Here is a 17520-nt window from a genome sequence, read left to right on the forward strand (position 1 = left end):
ACCGGTGGGGTATATCGCCTTCGACTCAACTCGAAGTCTTTACTCGCAGCCTCTGGAGACTTGTTCTCCAAGCCATGCGGCAATACGGCACCGTTCGTCTGCTGTGGCACGCCATTGGAAGCTCAGTACGTCATCAACTCCACGTAGCAGCGCTTCATGCTTGGTTTCGGCAAACTTGCCCCATTTAGGTAATGCCTTTGCGGTTTGCGCAGAACCGTTCCTGGAGTTGAGGCTGGAGTACCACATCCATTTCCCCGCATGCGGCGCCAGCTCGATTGAAACGAGTGGCAACTCGCAGACGGCGCCACCGGCCCACTTGTGAGGGCGCATCAACTCAAGGGTTTCTGTGCAATTGGTGAGCGGGGGTGCGGTAAAGAACAAGCTGAACTGAATCTCATGGCTGATCACTACGCGGCTCCTTGGCAGTGGTTATTGGGCGAATAATGGTCGCTGAGCGGGCGCCCTCTCGGCCCTTGGCCAAGGCGCGCTCATGGTGTTCTGCGAGTTCTGACTCGCTCCACTCCACCATCCCATCCAGCTCAACTTCATCAATCGGTGCTATGCAACCGCATACTCCGCTCCCAGTGACGAATTCGGCCTCTTCGGGGAGGCAGTACCGAAGCTTGATTCTCCGCATGCCTATCGGCACTTTTGCCGCTTCTTCTGCTTCCCATTCTGCAAAAAGGTCGCTGAGCCACGGGTCTACTTGGGGCTCTGCCGATACCTCACACAGGAAGCTGTTTAGGCGGTAGTTGCTGCCTTGATAAGCAAAGCGGGCTCCTGCTTTGAGGTCGCCCTTACGGGATTTTGTGAAAAGCATATCTCTGCTTCCTAGTTGGACGACTTCAATCGTCCACCGGAATGTGATGTGTCATCGCCGGTCGGCGCCGGAGGCTGGTCACCAAACTTTGGAATTGGGAATAGCCGCGGCGCAGCGCACTCAAGCCAGCTCAAGGATTTTCCCTTGGTAAAGAGCGAACTTTGCGAGTACGGCGCCACCGCCCGAGGTACGCATGATCACCCACGGCTCTGCGCCTGGACGGCCAATGACGGTTCCCCTCGTCTGCATAGCGAGGTATTTGGCGCGGACAGTATGGGCGTCAGCAAACCCTCCCAGACCGACTTCAATACGGACGTTATCGAATCGGTAGCTTTTCCCTCGCAGGGCGATATTGGCTCCGTTTGCTTCGATATAGCCTTGGAGCTGACATTTTGGGTCTGCTGAGGAATCTGTGGCGGCGGGCATGGTAATACCTCTATTTGCAGTGCCCCGCCGCTCTAGGCGGGGCATTACTGTTTAAAAATCCCAGCAGCGATGCATCAGCACTTGGCCATCGAGCACTAAGCGCCCCTTGCTGTCGATGTGGGTTTGGTCGATAGGAGTAAAACTGCCGTCGCTCAGTTTGTGGAGCACCAATGACTCGCGTTCACTCAGCCGTAGTGTCCAACGGTCGTTCAAGTCGGTGCCGTGGCAGAACAACCCGTCACGGTGCTTCCCGCTTTTCAGCGCCTCGATCAGTTCCTGCTCACTTAACGGCTGGACAGGGGGAAGATCAACGATTTCGTAGTTCATGAGCATGTACAGATTGGCAACGCGCCTTGGCAGGTGTTGCAGCTCAGTTGGTACGTCCCAGCCTTCCCACCACGCGGAATCGTCGGCTTCAACCATTTCTTGCCAGCTAAAACCTTCGACCCCTGAGTCGGTAGAAAGCACGTTTAAATCCCAGCAATCCAGTACCCGGCCATCATCAACAGCGACAGGGCTGTAACCGTAAACGTCGCAGTAGTTGACGCCGGGTACAGAAGCCACGAGGCCCTTAGTCGGGCGGCTGGCGAGCTTGGCATGAATGAATCCATAGAAGGCTTTGCGGCAGAGTTGGCCATCGGCTAACTCCCACGCGGGAACACTGAGAACGTCGATCAGGTCGCCGTCCTCTTCGTCCTCGTCTGGCCGCTTGACCATCACGGCTTCGATACCCTCAGCCGCGAGCTTCTGGACGACTTCGCTGATGACTTTGCTTTCGGTCATGTGTTTCATGGCTGCACCTATTGATTTGTGATGCAGCTATGATCAGCTCATAACTCTCGTGTCATCATTGATCAGAACAACTCTTCGAATCCTTTTCCAGGATTCGAAGAAAGCCTGATCAGCCAGCGCGATATCGCGGCAGCGAAACAGGCTTGGCCATGAACAGCGATGCAAGAAAGCCGACACGCTGGCCAACCATTTCCGAGAAGGGAATCGGCCACCCTTCACACCATGCAGTCGAATCCTTAATCAGGTCAGCCCAGCTAAACGTAGCGCCGGCTTCGCCCGGCCAATACTCAACATCGGCACCATCGCTCGATGGTATGAACGTGTCTGGGTGGTAGCAGAAGACGCCCCCCTGATCGCCTGTAATTGGGTTTGTGAGTTGCAGCCCGTAACCGTCATGATCTTCCAGCAGCTCACTGACAAGACGGTAAACGGCACACTGGCTCAGTTCTTCATTCAATTCCAAGGCAGGAACCTGTAGCACGACTTCTCCGTCAGTCGATTCGTTGCAAACAATGGTGGCTTGAATGTCACGCTCGGCAAGCTTCTTCACGCAGAAGGAAGCCATATCCAACGCAGGGTTTTTGGTGGTCATGGGGCAGACTCCACTTGATTGATGCAGCTATGTTCGCATCGGGAGTTGCTGTGTCATCGAGACCAACGGCGAATGCTCGACTCCCAAAATCCGGGAGCAGGTTGGTCTGCAATGGAGCGGCTGAGTGGGTGCTATCGTGGCGGAGGGGAGGGGAGTGGCCGGCTCTCATCTGAGCGCCGGCCAATGGATCAGGCTTTCGCAGCAGCACCTTTAAGCAGCGAGGCGACGCCGGCCATGAAATCGTTTGGCAACGCCACGATTTTCGAGTTGCCCGACTCTGCAAGCCGGCTGTACGACTCGATGAATTTCTCACCAAGCATGTACTGCGCAGCTTCCGGGTTGTCCTTCAATGCCTTGCCGACTTTCTCGACTGCTTCCGCAGTGGCCTGGGCCAATTCCACCTGTGCAGCAGCATCGGACTTGGCGGCATCGAGTCGGCCTTTTGCGTCCTGGTCGGCGGAGTAACGCTGAGCATCCGCATGAAGAGTTACTGCCGTTTTCTCGCCCTCGGCGCGGGTAACAGCAGCCTTCCGTTCACGTTCTGCGGCGGCTTGTGCCTCCATGGCCTTCAACATGCTGTCGCTCGGGGTGATTTCCTGAATCTCGACGCTGCGAAGCAGGATGCCCCAGTCTTCCAACTCTGTGCGGATGGATTCCTGAATGTTGACCTTGATCTCATCGCGACTCGTCAAAGCCTCATCGAGACTCAAGGAGCCCAGCTTCGAGCGCAAGGCTGCGGCTGCAAGCAGCACAGTTGAGCGCTCGTAGTTATCTACCCCGAAGATCGCCTTGTCGGGCTCAGTAACACGAATCACGATCAACGCGTCAGCGAGAACGACAGCATTGTCCTTGCTAATGGCGTCCACCTTGCCCAATGCGAGGATAATGTCCTTGCTGGAAGTCGTTGCCACCACGCGATCAACGAACGGAATAATGAAGTTCAGCCCTGAACGCAGGGTGCGATGGTATTTCCCGATTCGCGCCACGATCAAGGCGTCGGTCTGGTCTACGATCCGAACGGCCATCGAGATACAAAGGACTGCCAGAAAGAGCATGACGAGTGGTACAACAGGTACAGAATCCAAGAAATTCATTTTACATCTACCCCTTCTATTTCGACTGTCACAGTCGAGTCGTCGTTGACCTTCATGACCCGCGCCCGGCGCTGATTCAAGAGAGGTTCAGTTTGTTTTACTTTCCAAAGTTCATGCCCACCGATGGGCTTCGAGAAGGTGATCACCGCATAGGTAATCCCATCCCTGACGGCTACGCCTGTCACGAAACCGTAAGCACCAATTACATCGCCGGCTGGTACGCCTGCCACTCTGGGAAACCGCCGCGCTACGACCGCTTGGGCTACGGCAGCCCCAACGCCGAAGATCACCAACCCCCAGTCTGGTACGGGCCAGAAGTAGCACGCTAGCGACATGAGCAAAGCGGCAATCCCCAGCACCAGAAGCTTGAAGGTAAAAGAGAAAATCTCGACGACAACGAGTGTCAGGCCGAGAGCCAACAGCAGTAAGCTGTGCCAATTCAAGTCGGTCATTCTTCTATCCTTTTTAATCCTCGCTCGATGTTATGGAAATGATGAAACGCGTGCATTCCAACCCCATGCAGTTACAAGCATCTGCTGGGGTATTTGAATCGTCGCAGGGGTGGACGTGTGTCACACCGAACTTGAGAAGAATGCTCAATTCCTAGAAATGGAACCCTTGAGCTAAATGCACTGACATCAGAAGATGGGATTTCAGGCGACCTGTATCATGGGCTGATTGAGCAATATCAACAGGATGGTATGTATGGATCAAAGCGAATTCACTCGGCGGCTTCTCCAGCTGGTCAACGCTCAGCCAAAGCGGGTTGAGCTGACGAGCGATCCGTATATGCGAATCTTGGGGAGCCTTGGCTTCGCCAAGGCCATTCGACAGCTGCAAGCTTTGTTGCTCTGCGCTGCCCTTGCCCTGGGTGCGGCAGGAGTATTGAAAGCTATGGGGGCGGCGTCATCTGCTTCGAGTTGGGGAATGGCAATATCTCTCGCAGCTGCCGGGGTGATGATTGTTCGTCGCGTCCCTTACTGGACGCCAGCAGGTGCGCTGCGGGATGGATTGGTAACGCTGAGCAACTACAGGCTGAATGACCTGGATGCTTTCCTCAAGCATCAGCGAACAGACCTCACTTCGTTGAACAACACGCTCCTGAGTGATCTGTGTATGCAGCTGGCATTGGATCGTCGCAGGCCCGTGACGACACATAGGTCGCCAGTAGCAGGAGCTAAGCGAGGCAGCAACTGTGGTCTGTGAAGAATGAAAAAACGGAAAAAGGGCAGCCCAGCGGCTGCCCTTTTTTTGATTACTTGGCTGTTTCAACTGGCCGGGCGAAGCCGGTCTATTGACGCCTTTTACCAGTAGTTCCGATTGCGCTTGCTACGCACCACATACCCTGCGATCACTATGCCGGCGAAGACTAAAAACAGGCATGCTTTGCCTGCATACCAAGGCAGATCCACCCAGCCATCTGAGTAATACTCGCCAAGCCCCATCCCCACCGTAACCTCGCTTTCAGCTTTCATCACAATCAGGGTGTGGATGCCGATCCATACTGCGCCAAGGATGATCGGCCAAGTGTTCTCAAGGCGAATTGGCAGCGGCACTTCAAACTTCTCAATCACCCAGACAATCAATAACAGCACCGGGCCGAACAGCAGCGCTCGGGCGTGATCGGCCACTTCCCAGAATGTGAAGCCGGTAACTTCCGCAATGCCGGCCAGTGCCATGACCGCCATTACTGCGAACAGCAACAACCCACCAAACACCTTCACTTCGATTCCACCGCTGGTTTGCATTATTCGTCCACCTTATCGTTCATCGGAGCTGCACCTAGATACCAATCCAGGGCAGGCAAATTCTTTGAGGCCCAGCTTGATATCCGTTGCGCACCACCCGGATATTTTCCTGCTATAACCCAGCTGATAGCCAGCAGCAGTATCTCAAGCACCATGGCTGGCATTAGCAGGACGAGGCGCATCAACGAGTAGCGGTCTTGGGTGTGTCATTGCTCAGGACAAACTCGACACGTCGGTTTTCTGAGCGCCCTTGAGCAGAGTCGTTGCTGACTTTCGGTTCTTTGCTGCCTGCACCGCGAACATACATCGTCTGGTAAGGAACGCCGGCAGCGGTGAGGTACGCGGCAACGGAGCGTGCGCGGTCGAAGCTGAGGCGGTTGTTCAGGTCAGGAGAACCGGAACTGTCCGTGTGACCGGTGATGCCAATTTTGTAGGGTTGGCCTTTCAAGGATTCCGCCAGCTTGCTCAGCGATGGGTACGCCTCGGGTGCAATGTCGGAGGAACCGACCTTGAAGAACACATCGGATTGGGCGCTAACAACCAACACTTGCTGTCCATCCGCGATGCGAGCTTGCTCCACCTGGAGTTCAGTAGCCGCGAGTTCAGCTTGCATTTCCTTGTGGCGTTTATCCCACAAGTAACCAGCGCCACCGCCAGCAGCTGCACCCAGCATGGCACCCTTGATCACGGCAGAGCCGTCACCAAGTGCCGCACCTACCAACGCACCGCCCACAGTGCCGACGGCCAAACCGACGCCGGTTCGTGTAACTTCAAAATTGCCCGTTTCGGGGTTGGTGGCGCAGCCAGTCATAACGAGGCATGCAGTGAGTGCGGATGCGAGTTTGAGGTTGTTCATTCAACGTGTCTCCGGTTGAGTTGGGATGCACCCATCTTCGCCGCGTACTTCCTGTGTCATCGCAGGGCATCGCAACTTTCCCAATCCCACGCGTGAGTGGTGAGGACGATCAAGGTAGCGGGGTGTCTTTAGATCGTGTGTGTTTCGTGAAGCTTTGACGCGGCAGTCATGCCGACGGTTAGATTCGCCAATGTGAACTGACATAGCTCGCGTCAAAGCTCCGATACTGATGATGGCCAATTAGAGTTGGTCGCACCAGGGCGACCTTACCGGAACTAAGACCTGACGGCTAGAAAGCTGCGGCCAAGCGCGGATCAGACGCTTTCCAGGCGTTCGAGAGTTTTAGATTCTCGTCGGTCAAAGCAAGCGAGCGAAACGTATTTCCCCCCACATACCAGCGTAACTGCGCGGCAGTCCGGCGACCGCTTCTTGCATAACGCACTACACGCACCACTCGCTTTCCTGCGGGCGTGAAGTCCGAGCTGGACTGGATCACTATCTCGCGTCCCAGTAACTGCTTGCCGGCCTCAACCGCTCGAAGGGTAATTGTTGCTTTGTCCATGGAGGTATCCTTAATCGGTCTACCAAGAATACGACCCAATGGTGCGTGTCATCTTCGCTGGGTGGATGATTGGACACTGATAGCCGTTATCATCATGTGCGTTGGGTTATGCGCCCAAGGAATTGCACAAAGTGCAGATGAATAAACGAACGAATCTGGATATGGTGCATTTATGCGTTCTGGAGTAGGTGTAAGCCGACTCCGATAGGTCTTGTGCGCGTCGGACTGTGGGGGCTGCTAGCGCCTCCGATGAAACCACAAGCGCCTACTCCCGAGCGCATTCATTGACTTAAGGAAAACTTGAAGTGGCTACTTGGATTTCTAAACACACCGTTGCTTACGCCCTAGGCTTGGCGGCTGCTTTCGCGATAGGGGGTGGTGTAGGGCGCGCTTCGGTTACCCCTGAGCCAGCAACAGTAGAGATCCCTCCGCCGAGTTTGAGGGTAGTGAGCAAACAGTTGCGCCAGCAATACTGCGTGCAGAACAAGGCGTTCGGTGAATTCCAAAACCCAGCTGATCACAATTTGCGTCGGCAGGTAGACGTGTACCGGGTCGAGGGCACGCCCTTATCTGAAAGCGGTATCATCTGTTTGCTGGAAGGCGAAGTGTCAGAATCGACTCGCGAAAACGGCTTCAAAACCGTAGTCCGTACCCCGTTCACGAAGGCATTGATCGTTGCGGATGGTGGCGAGGCTGAGTTCGTAAGTCGGGAATTCGCTACAGCGCTCAGCAAGGCGGAGTCGCATTACCAAGCAGTGAAGTCTCATGGATCGACGCCAAGACATACTGCACAGTAATTGCCTTCCTCGTTTCAGTTACCAAGCGATTTGCAGGGTGCGCCTCATTCAAATCAAGGCTTGCTCAGTTTTCGTCTACGGTATCGCACCGTAGCCACTGACACGTTAAACCGGGCGGCAATTTCTGAATCACGCATGGTCGCAAAGAGCCCATCGGCCTCGCGAGGCAGAGGTGAGTATCCACCGCGTCCGGTTGCCTCTCTCTGCTTTTTAAGCGCATACATACTCAGGCCAGTTATTTTGGCAAGCCGTTGAGTTGGCATTGCGTCAAGAAAGTGTTCAAGCGAATGCGGCAGCCTTTGCTTCGCGATCAGTTGCTCGGCCACGCCTTCTTTTTGCAAAGCAAGGGACAATCGCTGAGCAGCGTAGTCGGCTGCCGGCCCGCCGTATCGAACAGCTAATTCAAAGTCAGAAGTCTGGTCTAGCTCGCAAGCATCTACGACCTTCCAGTACGTCCTTGCCGTGGGTGCTTTGATACCGAGCGCTTTACGCTTAGCCCGCACCTGATCAATCCCGAATCCAGTTTTGCGAGAAACCTGGACGTTGGTGTGCTGGTGGAACAACTTGATCCATGCCTGCGGCCAGCGTTGCCCCGGTTCTACCGCGTCGAAGTCTTGATTGGTCGAGGTGATGCCGGCGAGTTGGCGGTAGGCCTCAAGGGGAGCTTGGTCTATATCCCAACCTTCCGCGATGTTGGTGGTGCTGTACTGACCAATCAAAGCCCGTACCTGGGGATCAAGCTTGCGCTTGCGGGTCGTGTAAGAGGGGCGCCCAAGATCGTCACGCATATACCTCACCAGGTGGGGCGTGATCGGGACTGCAAATCTTTGACTAACCAACTCAGCCAAGGTCTCGTCCTCAATTAGTCCGAGCAGGCTAATCCAGTTGATGGCCAGAGGGCCACGTGGGTCGTGGTGGAAAGGCGCTAGCCCATAACGCATTCGCAGCGATGCAACTTTGCTGGCGCCTGATATGCCAAGCACTTTGCAAAGATGTTCGTTTGGAAGGGTCGGGGCCACGATAGGGAGCCAGAACGGCAAACGGGCTGGGGCCATCCGATAGAGGTCTCGACGCAAGTGGGGACTGATTTGGGCCGAATCATACAGTCCCCATTCTTTGCTATCTATGCCTCAGAGCTTGGTGTGTCTACGGGAGGGAGCAAAGGCCTCTGCATGCCGGCGACTTTCAGCGCTGCGTCGGCTTTGATCAGCTCGATGCAAGCTGGGCACTCATCATCCCGGACTTCGAAGCCTTCAACGGTGTCCGGGCACATCCCGTTGAGGACGTGCGACACTTTTCCGCTCGATACAGCGTACAGCCCGGCCAGTACGGAGGCTGGTATTGTCACCAGTGCGACTGGTTCAGCGGGAGCGGGCTCGATTGCGACTGGCTCGACTGGCTGGGATAAAGGCATGACGTGTGTAATCACGTCTCCAACTTCCAACTCAATTAATGGGTCGTAGGTGTTATACGGATTTTCAAACCCCGGAACAGGTTGGTTATCCGCCTCCTGCGCATTGGCCAGGGTTACGTGTCGCAAGCCATCACCTCGCTTGAACGCCACCCAGTGGAAACCCGTGAGTTCAACAAATAATCCACCCTGTGGCGCCTGATGAACACGCCACGCCCCGTCTTTCCGATGTTCCGGGAGTTCCGGCGGCAAAGCTTCAAGAAAGCCCTTGATTATCGATTGATCCAAGTCCAGGCCTGGGAGCCCGTTATCAACCTTAACCACTTTGAAGGCGAGCCCATCGCCGGGGGTAGGGTCTATATAAGCCAGTGTCACTGCGGACAACTCAGAACCGGTGTGCCAGCCAACTGTGCGCCCCTCAGCGTCAGCATCGCAGTCTGTCTCTGCGTATGAGAAATACAGCCAATAAAGCCCCTGTGCTGGTGGAGATTCATACTTGAATCGCTTGAAGAGCATATGTCCAGATTCCTATGCAGAAGCGGCAGCGGCAACGCTGCACCGCCGCGATGCTGAGTTAAATGAAACCACGTTAGTGATCGGCTCGGCTTTCATCAAATGCTGATGCGCGTGCATAAGCGTGCGCCGGATTAGCTTGGCGTCAGCCAGCATTTTGCTGGCAAAGCCTGTAGGGCGCGACTGCCGCCCGGAGTAGCTACCCGCCAATACCTCACGGCGATGTTTGCTCAGTATTGGGATGCACTGGCGTTTGATCTTCTCTCGAACGGCTGGATCAAAATAGTCACCGCTTACGCAGATTTTGACCATTCGAAGCATGTGGCTTGGCAGCATGGTGGTCTTCCTTGTGTCAGTGGGCTACAGCTGCGGCAGGAACGTTTGCGGCTGCCCGCAAAGCTTCACCTCGGCTGCGTGGGGCCGGAGCAGAAGCTCGACCAAAGGTCAGCGACTCGTCAGCATCAATCCCATGGCTTAACTCCTGGTCGAAATCATCCGGCAGAACGATATCCGTCATTGTAAGAGACTGTGGCGTGGGTTCCTGCTGTCCCAGGATGGTCGAGGTGAGTTGAATGCCCAAGTCGCTGGCAACATTGTCACTCCACTCGCCGCAGGCCTCATGCAACGTGCTGCGAATGTCGGCCTCGTGGGTGTAGTAGGTGGCAAGGGCTGGGTAATCCTCGTCAAACAGCATAGCGTCAATGAGGATTGGGCCTTGTGTCTCCGGGTGCTTGGCAATTGCATAGATGCGGATGCCGCCGTCCATTTCAACAAACCGAACCATGTTCAGCGGTGTTTGCTGCATGTGGATGTGAGAAGTGAAGTCGTGGGTGTTCGCAGTCCCTTTGATCAGCCAGCTGTTTGCACGCGCAACGCGCATTTGCGTGCGTACATCGCGGGTCACCGAGTGGAACAGGTCGCGAAGCGAATATCCCAGTAAGCTGGATAGAACAGCGCCAGCAGCAAGCTTGAAGTTGAGTGCTTGGGCGCCGAGCGCGGAGGCGAATTGTGCGTCCGTAGCGAGGTAGCCGGTGTAGACGCCAACAACGGTGAGACCGCAGCTGATGGCGCCGGAAAGAAGAGAGCGCGTCCATGCATGGCCGGCGCGGAATTGCTCGCGGTCGAAGCGATAACCATCAAGCATGGTGCTGCCGTTGGTGATGCTGTTCAGCAAGTCTTTCATGATGAGCCTTCCTCTGATTGGGATGGCTCATCATCAAGCCTGTTGAGTTGTGTCATCGCAGCTTGAAGCGAAGAGAACTCAATTCTTCAAACCCCAGCTTGGGAATCCAAAAGAGATTCAACTCGTCGGATGGAAGCGCCTGTACGCAGCACTCGGGTCTGAGGCAACCAACTCAGCAACTTCTGGTGCAAGGGTGCGCAGCACCTCCCAAGCGTGGGCGATGGCCTTACTGGACTGGTCGAAATACTGGATCGAGACCAGCTGTGCGATGGCCTGGGTTAGGCGCTCATCGTCCAGTGGATGTATTTCTGCCTTGGGCACGTATTCGACACCATCAATCATGACTACAGGCATGAAGTGTTCTTCTAGATTGGGAGCGTCAATCATACCTTTTGCTGGCGCTTGGAGCGCAGGCGCAAACCAACTGCATTGGGTTCGGTTGAGCGCGAATGCGTTTACCGCCACGGTGGTCAAAGTAGGAGACTGATCGCAAGGACAAACCGTGCTTACCAACAGCAACCATCTATCAGCACAACAGGATCTAGACCAGCGTCTAAACCTCGCCCTGGCCAAGCTTCAATTACCTTACGAGGACATTGTGGAACTAGCTGGCGAAATGCTTCGCACGGGGATTCCCATGCTCAAATTGGTATGCAGCCGCCCTGAGTCCGTATACCGGCTCGCTGACGCTGTTCACGCAATCCCAAAAAGCATGAGTGAATCTTCTGTAGACCAGCTTCGGTTACGGGTCGCGGAAGCTATGGTGGCCATCGACGAATTGAACGACGCCGATGTGCAAGCTCACCTGTGACCACACAGGCTGTTCCCCCGGCGCCCCTTAATGCCCAAAGTGGGGTTTGACGAGTTCGCTGGAAATCGAAGACTTCGCTTGAGCGGTATGCGGTTTTCCCTACACTGAGCGCATTACGTTCCCATCATGGATTGCCCAATGGTTCCTGTTGAACTTCTTAAAGCCGCTATCGATCAGCTCCCTAAATGGAACCTCAAGGTCACATCCAGCCTCACCTGGGTCAACTGGCGACAAGGCTTCCAAATCAAGATGGGCTGGTATGACGGAGCTTCGCTGCTCTGCTACCTCGACTTCAAAGATAATCAAACCGCCCGAGATAGCGTTCTTCGCCGCGTTTTCGAGATTCACGCCGACGCCGGCCAGAAACCTCGCCTTGTGAATGGTCACGGCTGGTCGCGGTATGAGTACGAACTGCGCACGACCAAGTTCATCAGCGTGAACGAGGTGGCGGAAATCGCGCAAAGCATGGGATACAAATTCACCGTTCTCTACGTGCAGCAGTGCATCGGTGCTCGGCCTGTTTTTGACACGATGGAAATACCCCTGATCCCTGGAGAAATGGGCAAGGAATGGGTTGGTGGTGGCTTCATCCCATACTCGTGCCCTATGGGTATGAACCTGTGATTGAGTTGCCGCCCGGCGAAGTGCCCGAAGAGCATTTTGAATTGCTTTTGGGGGATACCTCGATCCACAGTAAAACCGTCATAGCCGCTTTGCATGACCATCTGGTTATGGGTATTCCTACACCGGAAGCCTATGTGCGTAGAGGCGCAAACAAGGGGCTATTTCACCTCAATCTCAGGCGGCTGCGTGCCAAGAGCGGGGTTGTTCGTAGTCTGTCCCGGTTTTATCCGAGCGCCGCCGAAAGCCCGAAGGCCGTGGACACCAACATAGTGAACGAACTATGAGCCGCACCCTTGAGTTGACCCCTATTGTCGAAGCAGCAGTCCTGGCCGTAAGGCACTGATGCGCATGCCGACAAACGTTGGACGTGCTTCATTGCACGGTTGCATGGCAAGAGAGCAATCCTGATCAGCGCTCGCCAATCCTCGCGAATCCCCGGCTTTGGCCGTGAGGAATTTTTGGATGCTGCGATGACACATAAATTACTGGGGCAGTCTGCACTGACCACCCACCGTTTAAGAACTGGAGCTGTTATGTCGAAGGGTTTTGAGCCAGTCGTTATCCCTATCGTCGAAGTGGAGCGTGTCATCACTGATTTCCAAAAAGCCGATTTGGGCCAGTGGTACTGGTACGCCGAAGAAGGTGATGAGCCTATGCTCATGTGCGTAATGGATCGAGGCACCAATTACTTGAAGCTGCATGCGCCAGAGGGACGTAGCTATCACACTGCGCGCGTGCATCGAGATAAATTCGACGAGGAATTGCGATTCGAGCCAAACGCAGATCAGATCATCCAGCAGATGATCGCTAAGCATCAGCAGGCTCTTATCGACAACATGGCCGAAATCCAGAGCCTCACCGAAAGCCTCGGCATTGCTCCCCAGTTGGCTCAGCACACCAGTACCGAAGCAGATGGCAAAGCTTTGGCTGTTCTTTCTGGACAGGTGGATGTGGCTGCCTTCGAAAAGGCCCTGATCCTGGCCAAGAAGGAAACGCTGCCGGCGCTGTTCAAGAAGACCGAGAAAATTTCCGAGGAACTGGCCCGGTGGATGTGCGCCACCTCAATGCCTATGAAGGCCAAACTCGGCCCCATGAAAGAATCGGTCGAAAAGATCGAGGATCGGATTTTCAGCATCAAACTCTATTCGGGCCTGCTGGAAACGATCTTCACCTTGTCCGAAGGCCAGCCAGCAGCGCGGGATGAAAAGCTCCGCATTATGCAGCGTCGCCTCTACTGCGATGAAGAATGCCTTCTGGACTATGAGTCCGGTGGCATGGAATTCGACGGTATGGGCGCCTTCGACAAGTGGCTAGCGAAGCCTGTTAATCGCAATCGCATTCTGCCCTTCCCCCGCTGCATGGTGTCCATGCGTGTACGTCGCACTGAGAAAGATCGATCTGGTCAAGGACTGAGCGCATTCGTGGAAATAGCGGAGCGTGATGCTGACAAGTTCACCTACCTCATCATACGCAATGGGGACAACTTGTATCGGGTTTGCACTGATCAGGATTTCGGCGAGCACATGTTCCCGGAGCGCACTGTCTACGATCCTTCCGAGCCGATGATGATGAAGTTGTGGGGGCAGCGCGAAGTTAAGGCATTTATGCCAAAGCGCGAATACGACACCGTTGTTGCGGAGCAAGAGCGCGTTCACAAGCTGAAAGTGCAATGGGAGAAAGACAACCCACAAGAGCAGTGGGAAGCTGCGAACCCGAAGCGAAGCTGGTGGGGCTCAAACCCTCACCGCTACAGTGGAAGCTTTGACAAAAGTGATTGGTATCCTTTTGATGATTCAAGCACCTTTTTCGATCTGGGAATGGAGAAAATTCAGAGCGAGATTAAGGAATACAACCGAATCGCGCTCGTTGTTCAGGGCCTTTTTGACCGTACCGAGACTCTGCTGCCTCACCAACCAGTTCAAATGTGGAACCCAGTTTCTTTTGCTGCGTCAGTCGAGTTGATCTACGACAACTCGATGGTGCTGCACTGGGGCGAGGCTCCCGATATCGCCGCCTACATCGAAAATTGCAATTCGCAAGCGACAGCCGATTCTGTGTTTTTCGGTCAGGATTACGAGTGGACAGTTCGCGAGGCTGAACGCGAGAACGAGAGAACTAGAAACGCGTGGCGCATTCCCGAAGACAGAAAGTATTACTACAAAACCCTCCGCCCTCATGGTGATCCCGGCCCAGGTCGTCTCGCCATCCCTGCTGCTTGGGCGCCTCGAAGTAAAACAGCAACCTTCGGCTGGTTGAAAGAGTCTCGCACCCAAGACTACATGCTGAGGGCAACGATCAAATTGCCGCTCGACAAGCTGTTCAACGTGAGCGCTTACAAGCTCGGGGATTTCCGCCAGTTCTTCATCGATCCAAGAACACGGGCCAAGTACCTGGAGTGGGCGCCAATGCTGCTCAGCGCCGAGGAATACCACCTTGGGAAGTTGGAAGCCAAACAGCCTGTCCACGAAGCGCCACCGAAACCACGGTTCAGGCGGTAATTGCTTGGCTGCTTGATCACGGTAGGGGCGTCTGGATCTGGCGCCCCCTTTTTTTGCACAGCCGAAATGCGGAGCGGGAGAATAGGGGTCATGAGCATTGAAGTAGGTCAGACCTGGCGCGAGGTTGATCCGCGCTTTGAACGTCGCGTGACGGTTGTGGGGTTCTGTGAGGAATCTGGCAAGGTCAAGATTGAGTGCGCTGGCAAGGTCACGAAAGCCAAGCGCGAGCGCTTCAATGGAAAGCGCGGTGGCTACGAGTTGGTCACAGCCAGTTGATAGCAGGGCGCTTCAAATCCTAGCCTTGGTCTTGACGACTTTTACCCACCCCAAAGTGACACAAGGCTTCCTCGGGCACTCTGATCGCATCAATATGAGACTGAGGCGATTCCTTATGAAACACTCTTGCGCTCTGCTGCTTGCCGCAGCTTCAACCATTGCTGTGCTCACCGGTTGCGCCGGGCAGGTAGTCCAGCTTCCTGATCCAGTAACCACCAGCGTACAGCCTATCCGCTATGAGCCTGTGTACATCGTTCCCAACTGCCAGAATGTAGGCGGCAAGCCCTACTGCCAGTGGTTGGAGCCTCGGGGGCACCAACAGATGAATCCTGCACCAGCAGCCGTACAATCACCTCGTGTACCGGGCATTGCCCTCTGATTTCCAAAGGTAGCGCCTCATGAAAGAACGACTCTGGACTGTAGCTCGGTTCCCCAACGGCAGTTGGTCTACAGGCGGGAAGCCGGATTGCACTGATTACGAACTGTGTTCGGTCTACAGCGTGCTCGCTGACAGTGAGAAAGAAGCCAAGAGCAAGGGCCAGTCAATGCACCGTAAGGCAATGCGGCAGAAGGCGAAGGCGCTGCTGGTGCCGGGCAAATGAGCATGCCTATTCAGCAATTTCCCCGATTGGCCCATTTAGAGTGGCCTGGGCTATCCGACCTGAGTATCCCTGCTGATGTACTGGCGGGGACTCAGCGCGGCGTTGAGATATGCTCTTCCGGTCTCAGCGATTTGCCGGCGCCTCTAAACAAGGCATCGTGCTGGATTTACTGCCGTGAGGCATGGCCTCACGCAGATCCTGATTTTGAAGGTTTGGTCTTTGTCACGCTTGCGGTGAAAGCCGATCACCGTTACGCCCAACTACTGCCGAATCACAAGCATACCGAGCATGGGGTTTTCCCAGGTTCAGTGTTCACGACTGATCCTCTGTCGCTTCACTGGCTGGCGCCTAACGCTGACAATGGGGTGGACTTCATCGGCCTCCAATTTGAGGTTCCCTATCACGAAGCGGATGCCTTCTACGACGACCTTCTGCACCAGCTAGGTGAGTTAGGTGCTATACGAGTTAGCAAGCCTGGGGTGGCTGACGCATTGCTGGTTGCAACGGGCGATTATGTTGGTGTGCCACCAGGGCCACTCGAAGCTGGTATGGCTCATGAATAACAAACTACCGGGGGCTATCCCGGTCATCATCACACACGGGGATTGAAGCATGGCGCTGATAACCGGTATTGCTATCGATGAAGCCAGCCAGTATGAGCTGACAGAGGGCGGCCAGTTTGGTGAGGACTTCTACGGAAAGCAGGTCATCGAGGCTGCACGTGAGCTGCTGGCTCAGCAGTCTGGTGGTAAAGCTGCTGTACTGCCGCTGGGGGAGTTTTTTGAACGCCCGGATGATATGGGCCAAGGCCGATTGCGTCTGATCCTTGATGGCGACTCTGACGTTTCTCTTGCAGTCATCACCCATGAGGGCGAAATGGCAGACGTGGAGTTCTGCACGCCTTTCAGCGGGGGAGGACGGTCACCTAAAGTCCGCGAAGCTTTGCTGGACTTGTGTCGTGCCATTCAAACTGAGAATGCCTCAAACCCGATCCTCGACTTCCGGGCCGACAGGAAGGTGGCAGCAAGTCTTGCTCCCGCTTTCGCTGTAATCATGAAGTCCGCAGATGATGCCCAATGGCTGTTCTGTCCAGGCGAGCTTTATTTCGATCAGGATGTAGCCTGCCAGCGTGCATATGTTCTGGCTGGGGCCGGTGACAGTGAAACCCAGTACAGTGCTGCGAAGATTGATCGCGCAGGGGTTGTGCCCGTGGGTGAAACGCATACCGGAGTTCGTGAGGTTTGAGCAGAAAAGAGAAGCCTTTGAGCGACGGTCAGTACCTAGCTACGTGCCGCGATAAATCTGTGCTTGCAGCGATGAGTAACGGCCATTCCTCAGTCTGGCCTCGCGCCAGGGTGGTGATCAAGGGAAGCGACGCCGAGTTCTTCAAGGACGGCAAATCAGTTTGGTCTTGCAACTCTGCATATGCTGGAGCCCATTTCGACTTGGCCGCTCTACCAACAGGCTGGTTCACTGATCGATTGAATAGAGCGGGCACCGCACACTTCTTCCGCGTTGAAGAAGCTGTGGCAACCAGCCTCTGCGGGAGAGTCCTTGATGCCGATTCGTTGCAGCCGATGAGCGAAGCGCTCAAGCAGTGCTCACGGTGCGTCAAAGCCAAAGATCGGGCGTGATTGGGCAACTGCGCTACGTTCGGTTGCGATTGCTTGCTGTCGTTAGGCAATCTGGAGCAAATCTTCAGGAGAGCCTGCCTTGAGTGAGCCAATCATCATCCGAGCGTTCATCACGCACATCGACTGCCCTCATTGTACGAGCCCAGTCACGGGATTCTTGAATGATCCGCGTGGGGGCACTTTTAATTGCGACGGCTGCGGGCAGACCTTCGAGGTGCCCGCTGATGCTGAAATCGACTTTGGTTGATATCTGCAAGCCAGTGGATACAGAGGGCGATGCC

The 17520-nt window shown here is 55.1% G+C and carries 25 protein-coding genes; 10 read left to right on the top strand and 15 right to left on the bottom strand.

Features of this window, described 5'->3' with window-relative positions; genetic code table 11:
- Positions 1-39: 39 nt before the first annotated feature.
- From ASC85_RS21505 to ASC85_RS21535, 7 genes are all read right to left on the bottom strand, one after another.
- The gene (locus ASC85_RS21505; protein WP_057451225.1) at positions 40-408 is read right to left on the bottom strand and encodes a hypothetical protein; all 369 of its coding nucleotides are present in this window, start codon (positions 406-408) and stop codon (positions 40-42) included.
- Positions 395-820 (bottom strand): hypothetical protein, encoded by a 426-nt coding sequence (locus ASC85_RS21510; protein WP_057451226.1) that lies wholly within the window; start codon positions 818-820, stop codon positions 395-397. The genes ASC85_RS21505 and ASC85_RS21510 overlap by 14 nt, the downstream gene beginning before the upstream one ends.
- A 120-nt stretch (positions 821-940) precedes the next feature.
- The gene (locus ASC85_RS21515) at positions 941-1246 is read right to left on the bottom strand and encodes a hypothetical protein (protein ID WP_057451227.1); all 306 of its coding nucleotides are present in this window, start codon (positions 1244-1246) and stop codon (positions 941-943) included.
- A 51-nt stretch (positions 1247-1297) separates the two neighbouring features.
- Complete coding sequence (locus tag ASC85_RS21520) at positions 1298-2038, bottom strand: hypothetical protein (protein WP_156395667.1); 741 nt, start codon at positions 2036-2038, stop codon at positions 1298-1300.
- Positions 2039-2147: 109 nt separating this feature from the next.
- On the bottom strand, positions 2148-2630 hold the full coding sequence (locus tag ASC85_RS21525) for a hypothetical protein (protein WP_057451229.1): 483 nt from the start codon (positions 2628-2630) through the stop codon (positions 2148-2150).
- A 188-nt stretch (positions 2631-2818) separates the two neighbouring features.
- Positions 2819-3724, bottom strand: a complete 906-nt coding sequence (locus ASC85_RS21530; protein ID WP_082534430.1) for an SPFH domain-containing protein — start codon at positions 3722-3724, stop codon at positions 2819-2821.
- Entirely contained in the window at positions 3721-4176 is a 456-nt protein-coding gene (locus ASC85_RS21535) for a hypothetical protein (RefSeq protein ID WP_057451231.1), read from the bottom strand. The genes ASC85_RS21530 and ASC85_RS21535 overlap by 4 nt, the downstream gene beginning before the upstream one ends.
- A gap of 253 nt (positions 4177-4429) precedes the next feature.
- On the opposite strand from ASC85_RS21535, the gene ASC85_RS21540 reads away from it, so the two are divergent.
- Entirely contained in the window at positions 4430-4930 is a 501-nt protein-coding gene (locus ASC85_RS21540) for a hypothetical protein (RefSeq protein WP_057451232.1), read from the top strand.
- A gap of 98 nt (positions 4931-5028) precedes the next feature.
- On the opposite strand, the gene ASC85_RS21545 is transcribed toward ASC85_RS21540, so the two are convergent.
- The 3 genes from ASC85_RS21545 to ASC85_RS21560 all read right to left on the bottom strand — a co-directional run bounded on the left by ASC85_RS21545 (position 5029) and on the right by ASC85_RS21560 (position 6890).
- Entirely contained in the window at positions 5029-5472 is a 444-nt protein-coding gene (locus ASC85_RS21545; RefSeq protein ID WP_057451233.1) for a hypothetical protein, read from the bottom strand.
- Between the two features lie 181 nt (positions 5473-5653).
- Positions 5654-6328 carry an OmpA family protein gene (locus tag ASC85_RS21555; protein ID WP_057451235.1) on the bottom strand — a complete coding sequence of 225 codons (675 nt, stop codon included), beginning with the start codon at positions 6326-6328 and terminating at the stop codon, positions 5654-5656.
- Positions 6329-6617: 289 nt separating this feature from the next.
- Positions 6618-6890, bottom strand: coding sequence for a hypothetical protein (locus tag ASC85_RS21560; RefSeq protein ID WP_057451236.1), 273 nt, complete (start codon positions 6888-6890; stop codon positions 6618-6620).
- Between the two features lie 446 nt (positions 6891-7336).
- Here ASC85_RS21560 and ASC85_RS21565 point away from each other — a divergent pair, with 446 nt between their 5' ends.
- A complete protein-coding gene (locus tag ASC85_RS21565) occupies positions 7337-7687 on the top strand; it encodes a hypothetical protein (RefSeq protein WP_101165510.1) in 351 nt (116 codons plus the stop codon).
- Positions 7688-7740: 53 nt separating this feature from the next.
- Here ASC85_RS21565 and ASC85_RS21570 read toward each other — a convergent pair whose 3' ends face one another.
- The 5 genes from ASC85_RS21570 to ASC85_RS21590 form a co-directional block, all read right to left on the bottom strand.
- Complete coding sequence (locus ASC85_RS21570; protein ID WP_156395668.1) at positions 7741-8475, bottom strand: hypothetical protein; 735 nt, start codon at positions 8473-8475, stop codon at positions 7741-7743.
- A 335-nt stretch (positions 8476-8810) separates the two neighbouring features.
- Positions 8811-9614, bottom strand: coding sequence for a hypothetical protein (locus tag ASC85_RS33240; RefSeq protein ID WP_057451239.1), 804 nt, complete (start codon positions 9612-9614; stop codon positions 8811-8813).
- A 12-nt stretch (positions 9615-9626) separates the two neighbouring features.
- Complete coding sequence (locus tag ASC85_RS21580; protein ID WP_057451240.1) at positions 9627-9947, bottom strand: hypothetical protein; 321 nt, start codon at positions 9945-9947, stop codon at positions 9627-9629.
- A 16-nt stretch (positions 9948-9963) separates the two neighbouring features.
- A complete protein-coding gene (locus ASC85_RS21585; protein WP_057451241.1) occupies positions 9964-10794 on the bottom strand; it encodes a hypothetical protein in 831 nt (276 codons plus the stop codon).
- 117 nt (positions 10795-10911) lie between these two features.
- Positions 10912-11181, bottom strand: coding sequence for a hypothetical protein (locus ASC85_RS21590; RefSeq protein ID WP_236712383.1), 270 nt, complete (start codon positions 11179-11181; stop codon positions 10912-10914).
- 115 nt (positions 11182-11296) lie between these two features.
- Between ASC85_RS21590 and ASC85_RS21595 the strand changes: the two genes are divergently transcribed.
- From ASC85_RS21595 to ASC85_RS33245, 8 genes are all read left to right on the top strand, one after another.
- Complete coding sequence (locus ASC85_RS21595) at positions 11297-11605, top strand: hypothetical protein (RefSeq protein WP_057451243.1); 309 nt, start codon at positions 11297-11299, stop codon at positions 11603-11605.
- A 138-nt stretch (positions 11606-11743) separates the two neighbouring features.
- On the top strand, positions 11744-12229 hold the full coding sequence (locus ASC85_RS21600) for a hypothetical protein (RefSeq protein WP_057451244.1): 486 nt from the start codon (positions 11744-11746) through the stop codon (positions 12227-12229).
- On the top strand, positions 12226-12513 hold the full coding sequence (locus ASC85_RS21605) for an adhesin biosynthesis transcription regulatory family protein (protein ID WP_236712384.1): 288 nt from the start codon (positions 12226-12228) through the stop codon (positions 12511-12513). The genes ASC85_RS21600 and ASC85_RS21605 overlap by 4 nt, the downstream gene beginning before the upstream one ends.
- Before the next feature lie 186 nt (positions 12514-12699).
- The gene (locus tag ASC85_RS21610; RefSeq protein ID WP_156395669.1) at positions 12700-14727 is read left to right on the top strand and encodes a hypothetical protein; all 2028 of its coding nucleotides are present in this window, start codon (positions 12700-12702) and stop codon (positions 14725-14727) included.
- A gap of 90 nt (positions 14728-14817) precedes the next feature.
- Entirely contained in the window at positions 14818-15003 is a 186-nt protein-coding gene (locus tag ASC85_RS21615) for a hypothetical protein (RefSeq protein WP_057451247.1), read from the top strand.
- A gap of 398 nt (positions 15004-15401) precedes the next feature.
- Entirely contained in the window at positions 15402-15605 is a 204-nt protein-coding gene (locus ASC85_RS21620) for a hypothetical protein (RefSeq protein WP_057451248.1), read from the top strand.
- Entirely contained in the window at positions 15602-16168 is a 567-nt protein-coding gene (locus ASC85_RS21625; RefSeq protein WP_156395670.1) for a hypothetical protein, read from the top strand. The genes ASC85_RS21620 and ASC85_RS21625 overlap by 4 nt, the downstream gene beginning before the upstream one ends.
- A gap of 49 nt (positions 16169-16217) precedes the next feature.
- Positions 16218-16850, top strand: coding sequence for a hypothetical protein (locus tag ASC85_RS33245; protein ID WP_236712385.1), 633 nt, complete (start codon positions 16218-16220; stop codon positions 16848-16850).
- The last annotated feature ends 670 nt before the right edge of the window (positions 16851-17520 follow it).

It is taken from the genome of Pseudomonas sp. Root401, assembly GCF_001425105.1.
Lineage (GTDB): Bacteria > Pseudomonadota > Gammaproteobacteria > Pseudomonadales > Pseudomonadaceae > Aquipseudomonas > Aquipseudomonas brassicacearum.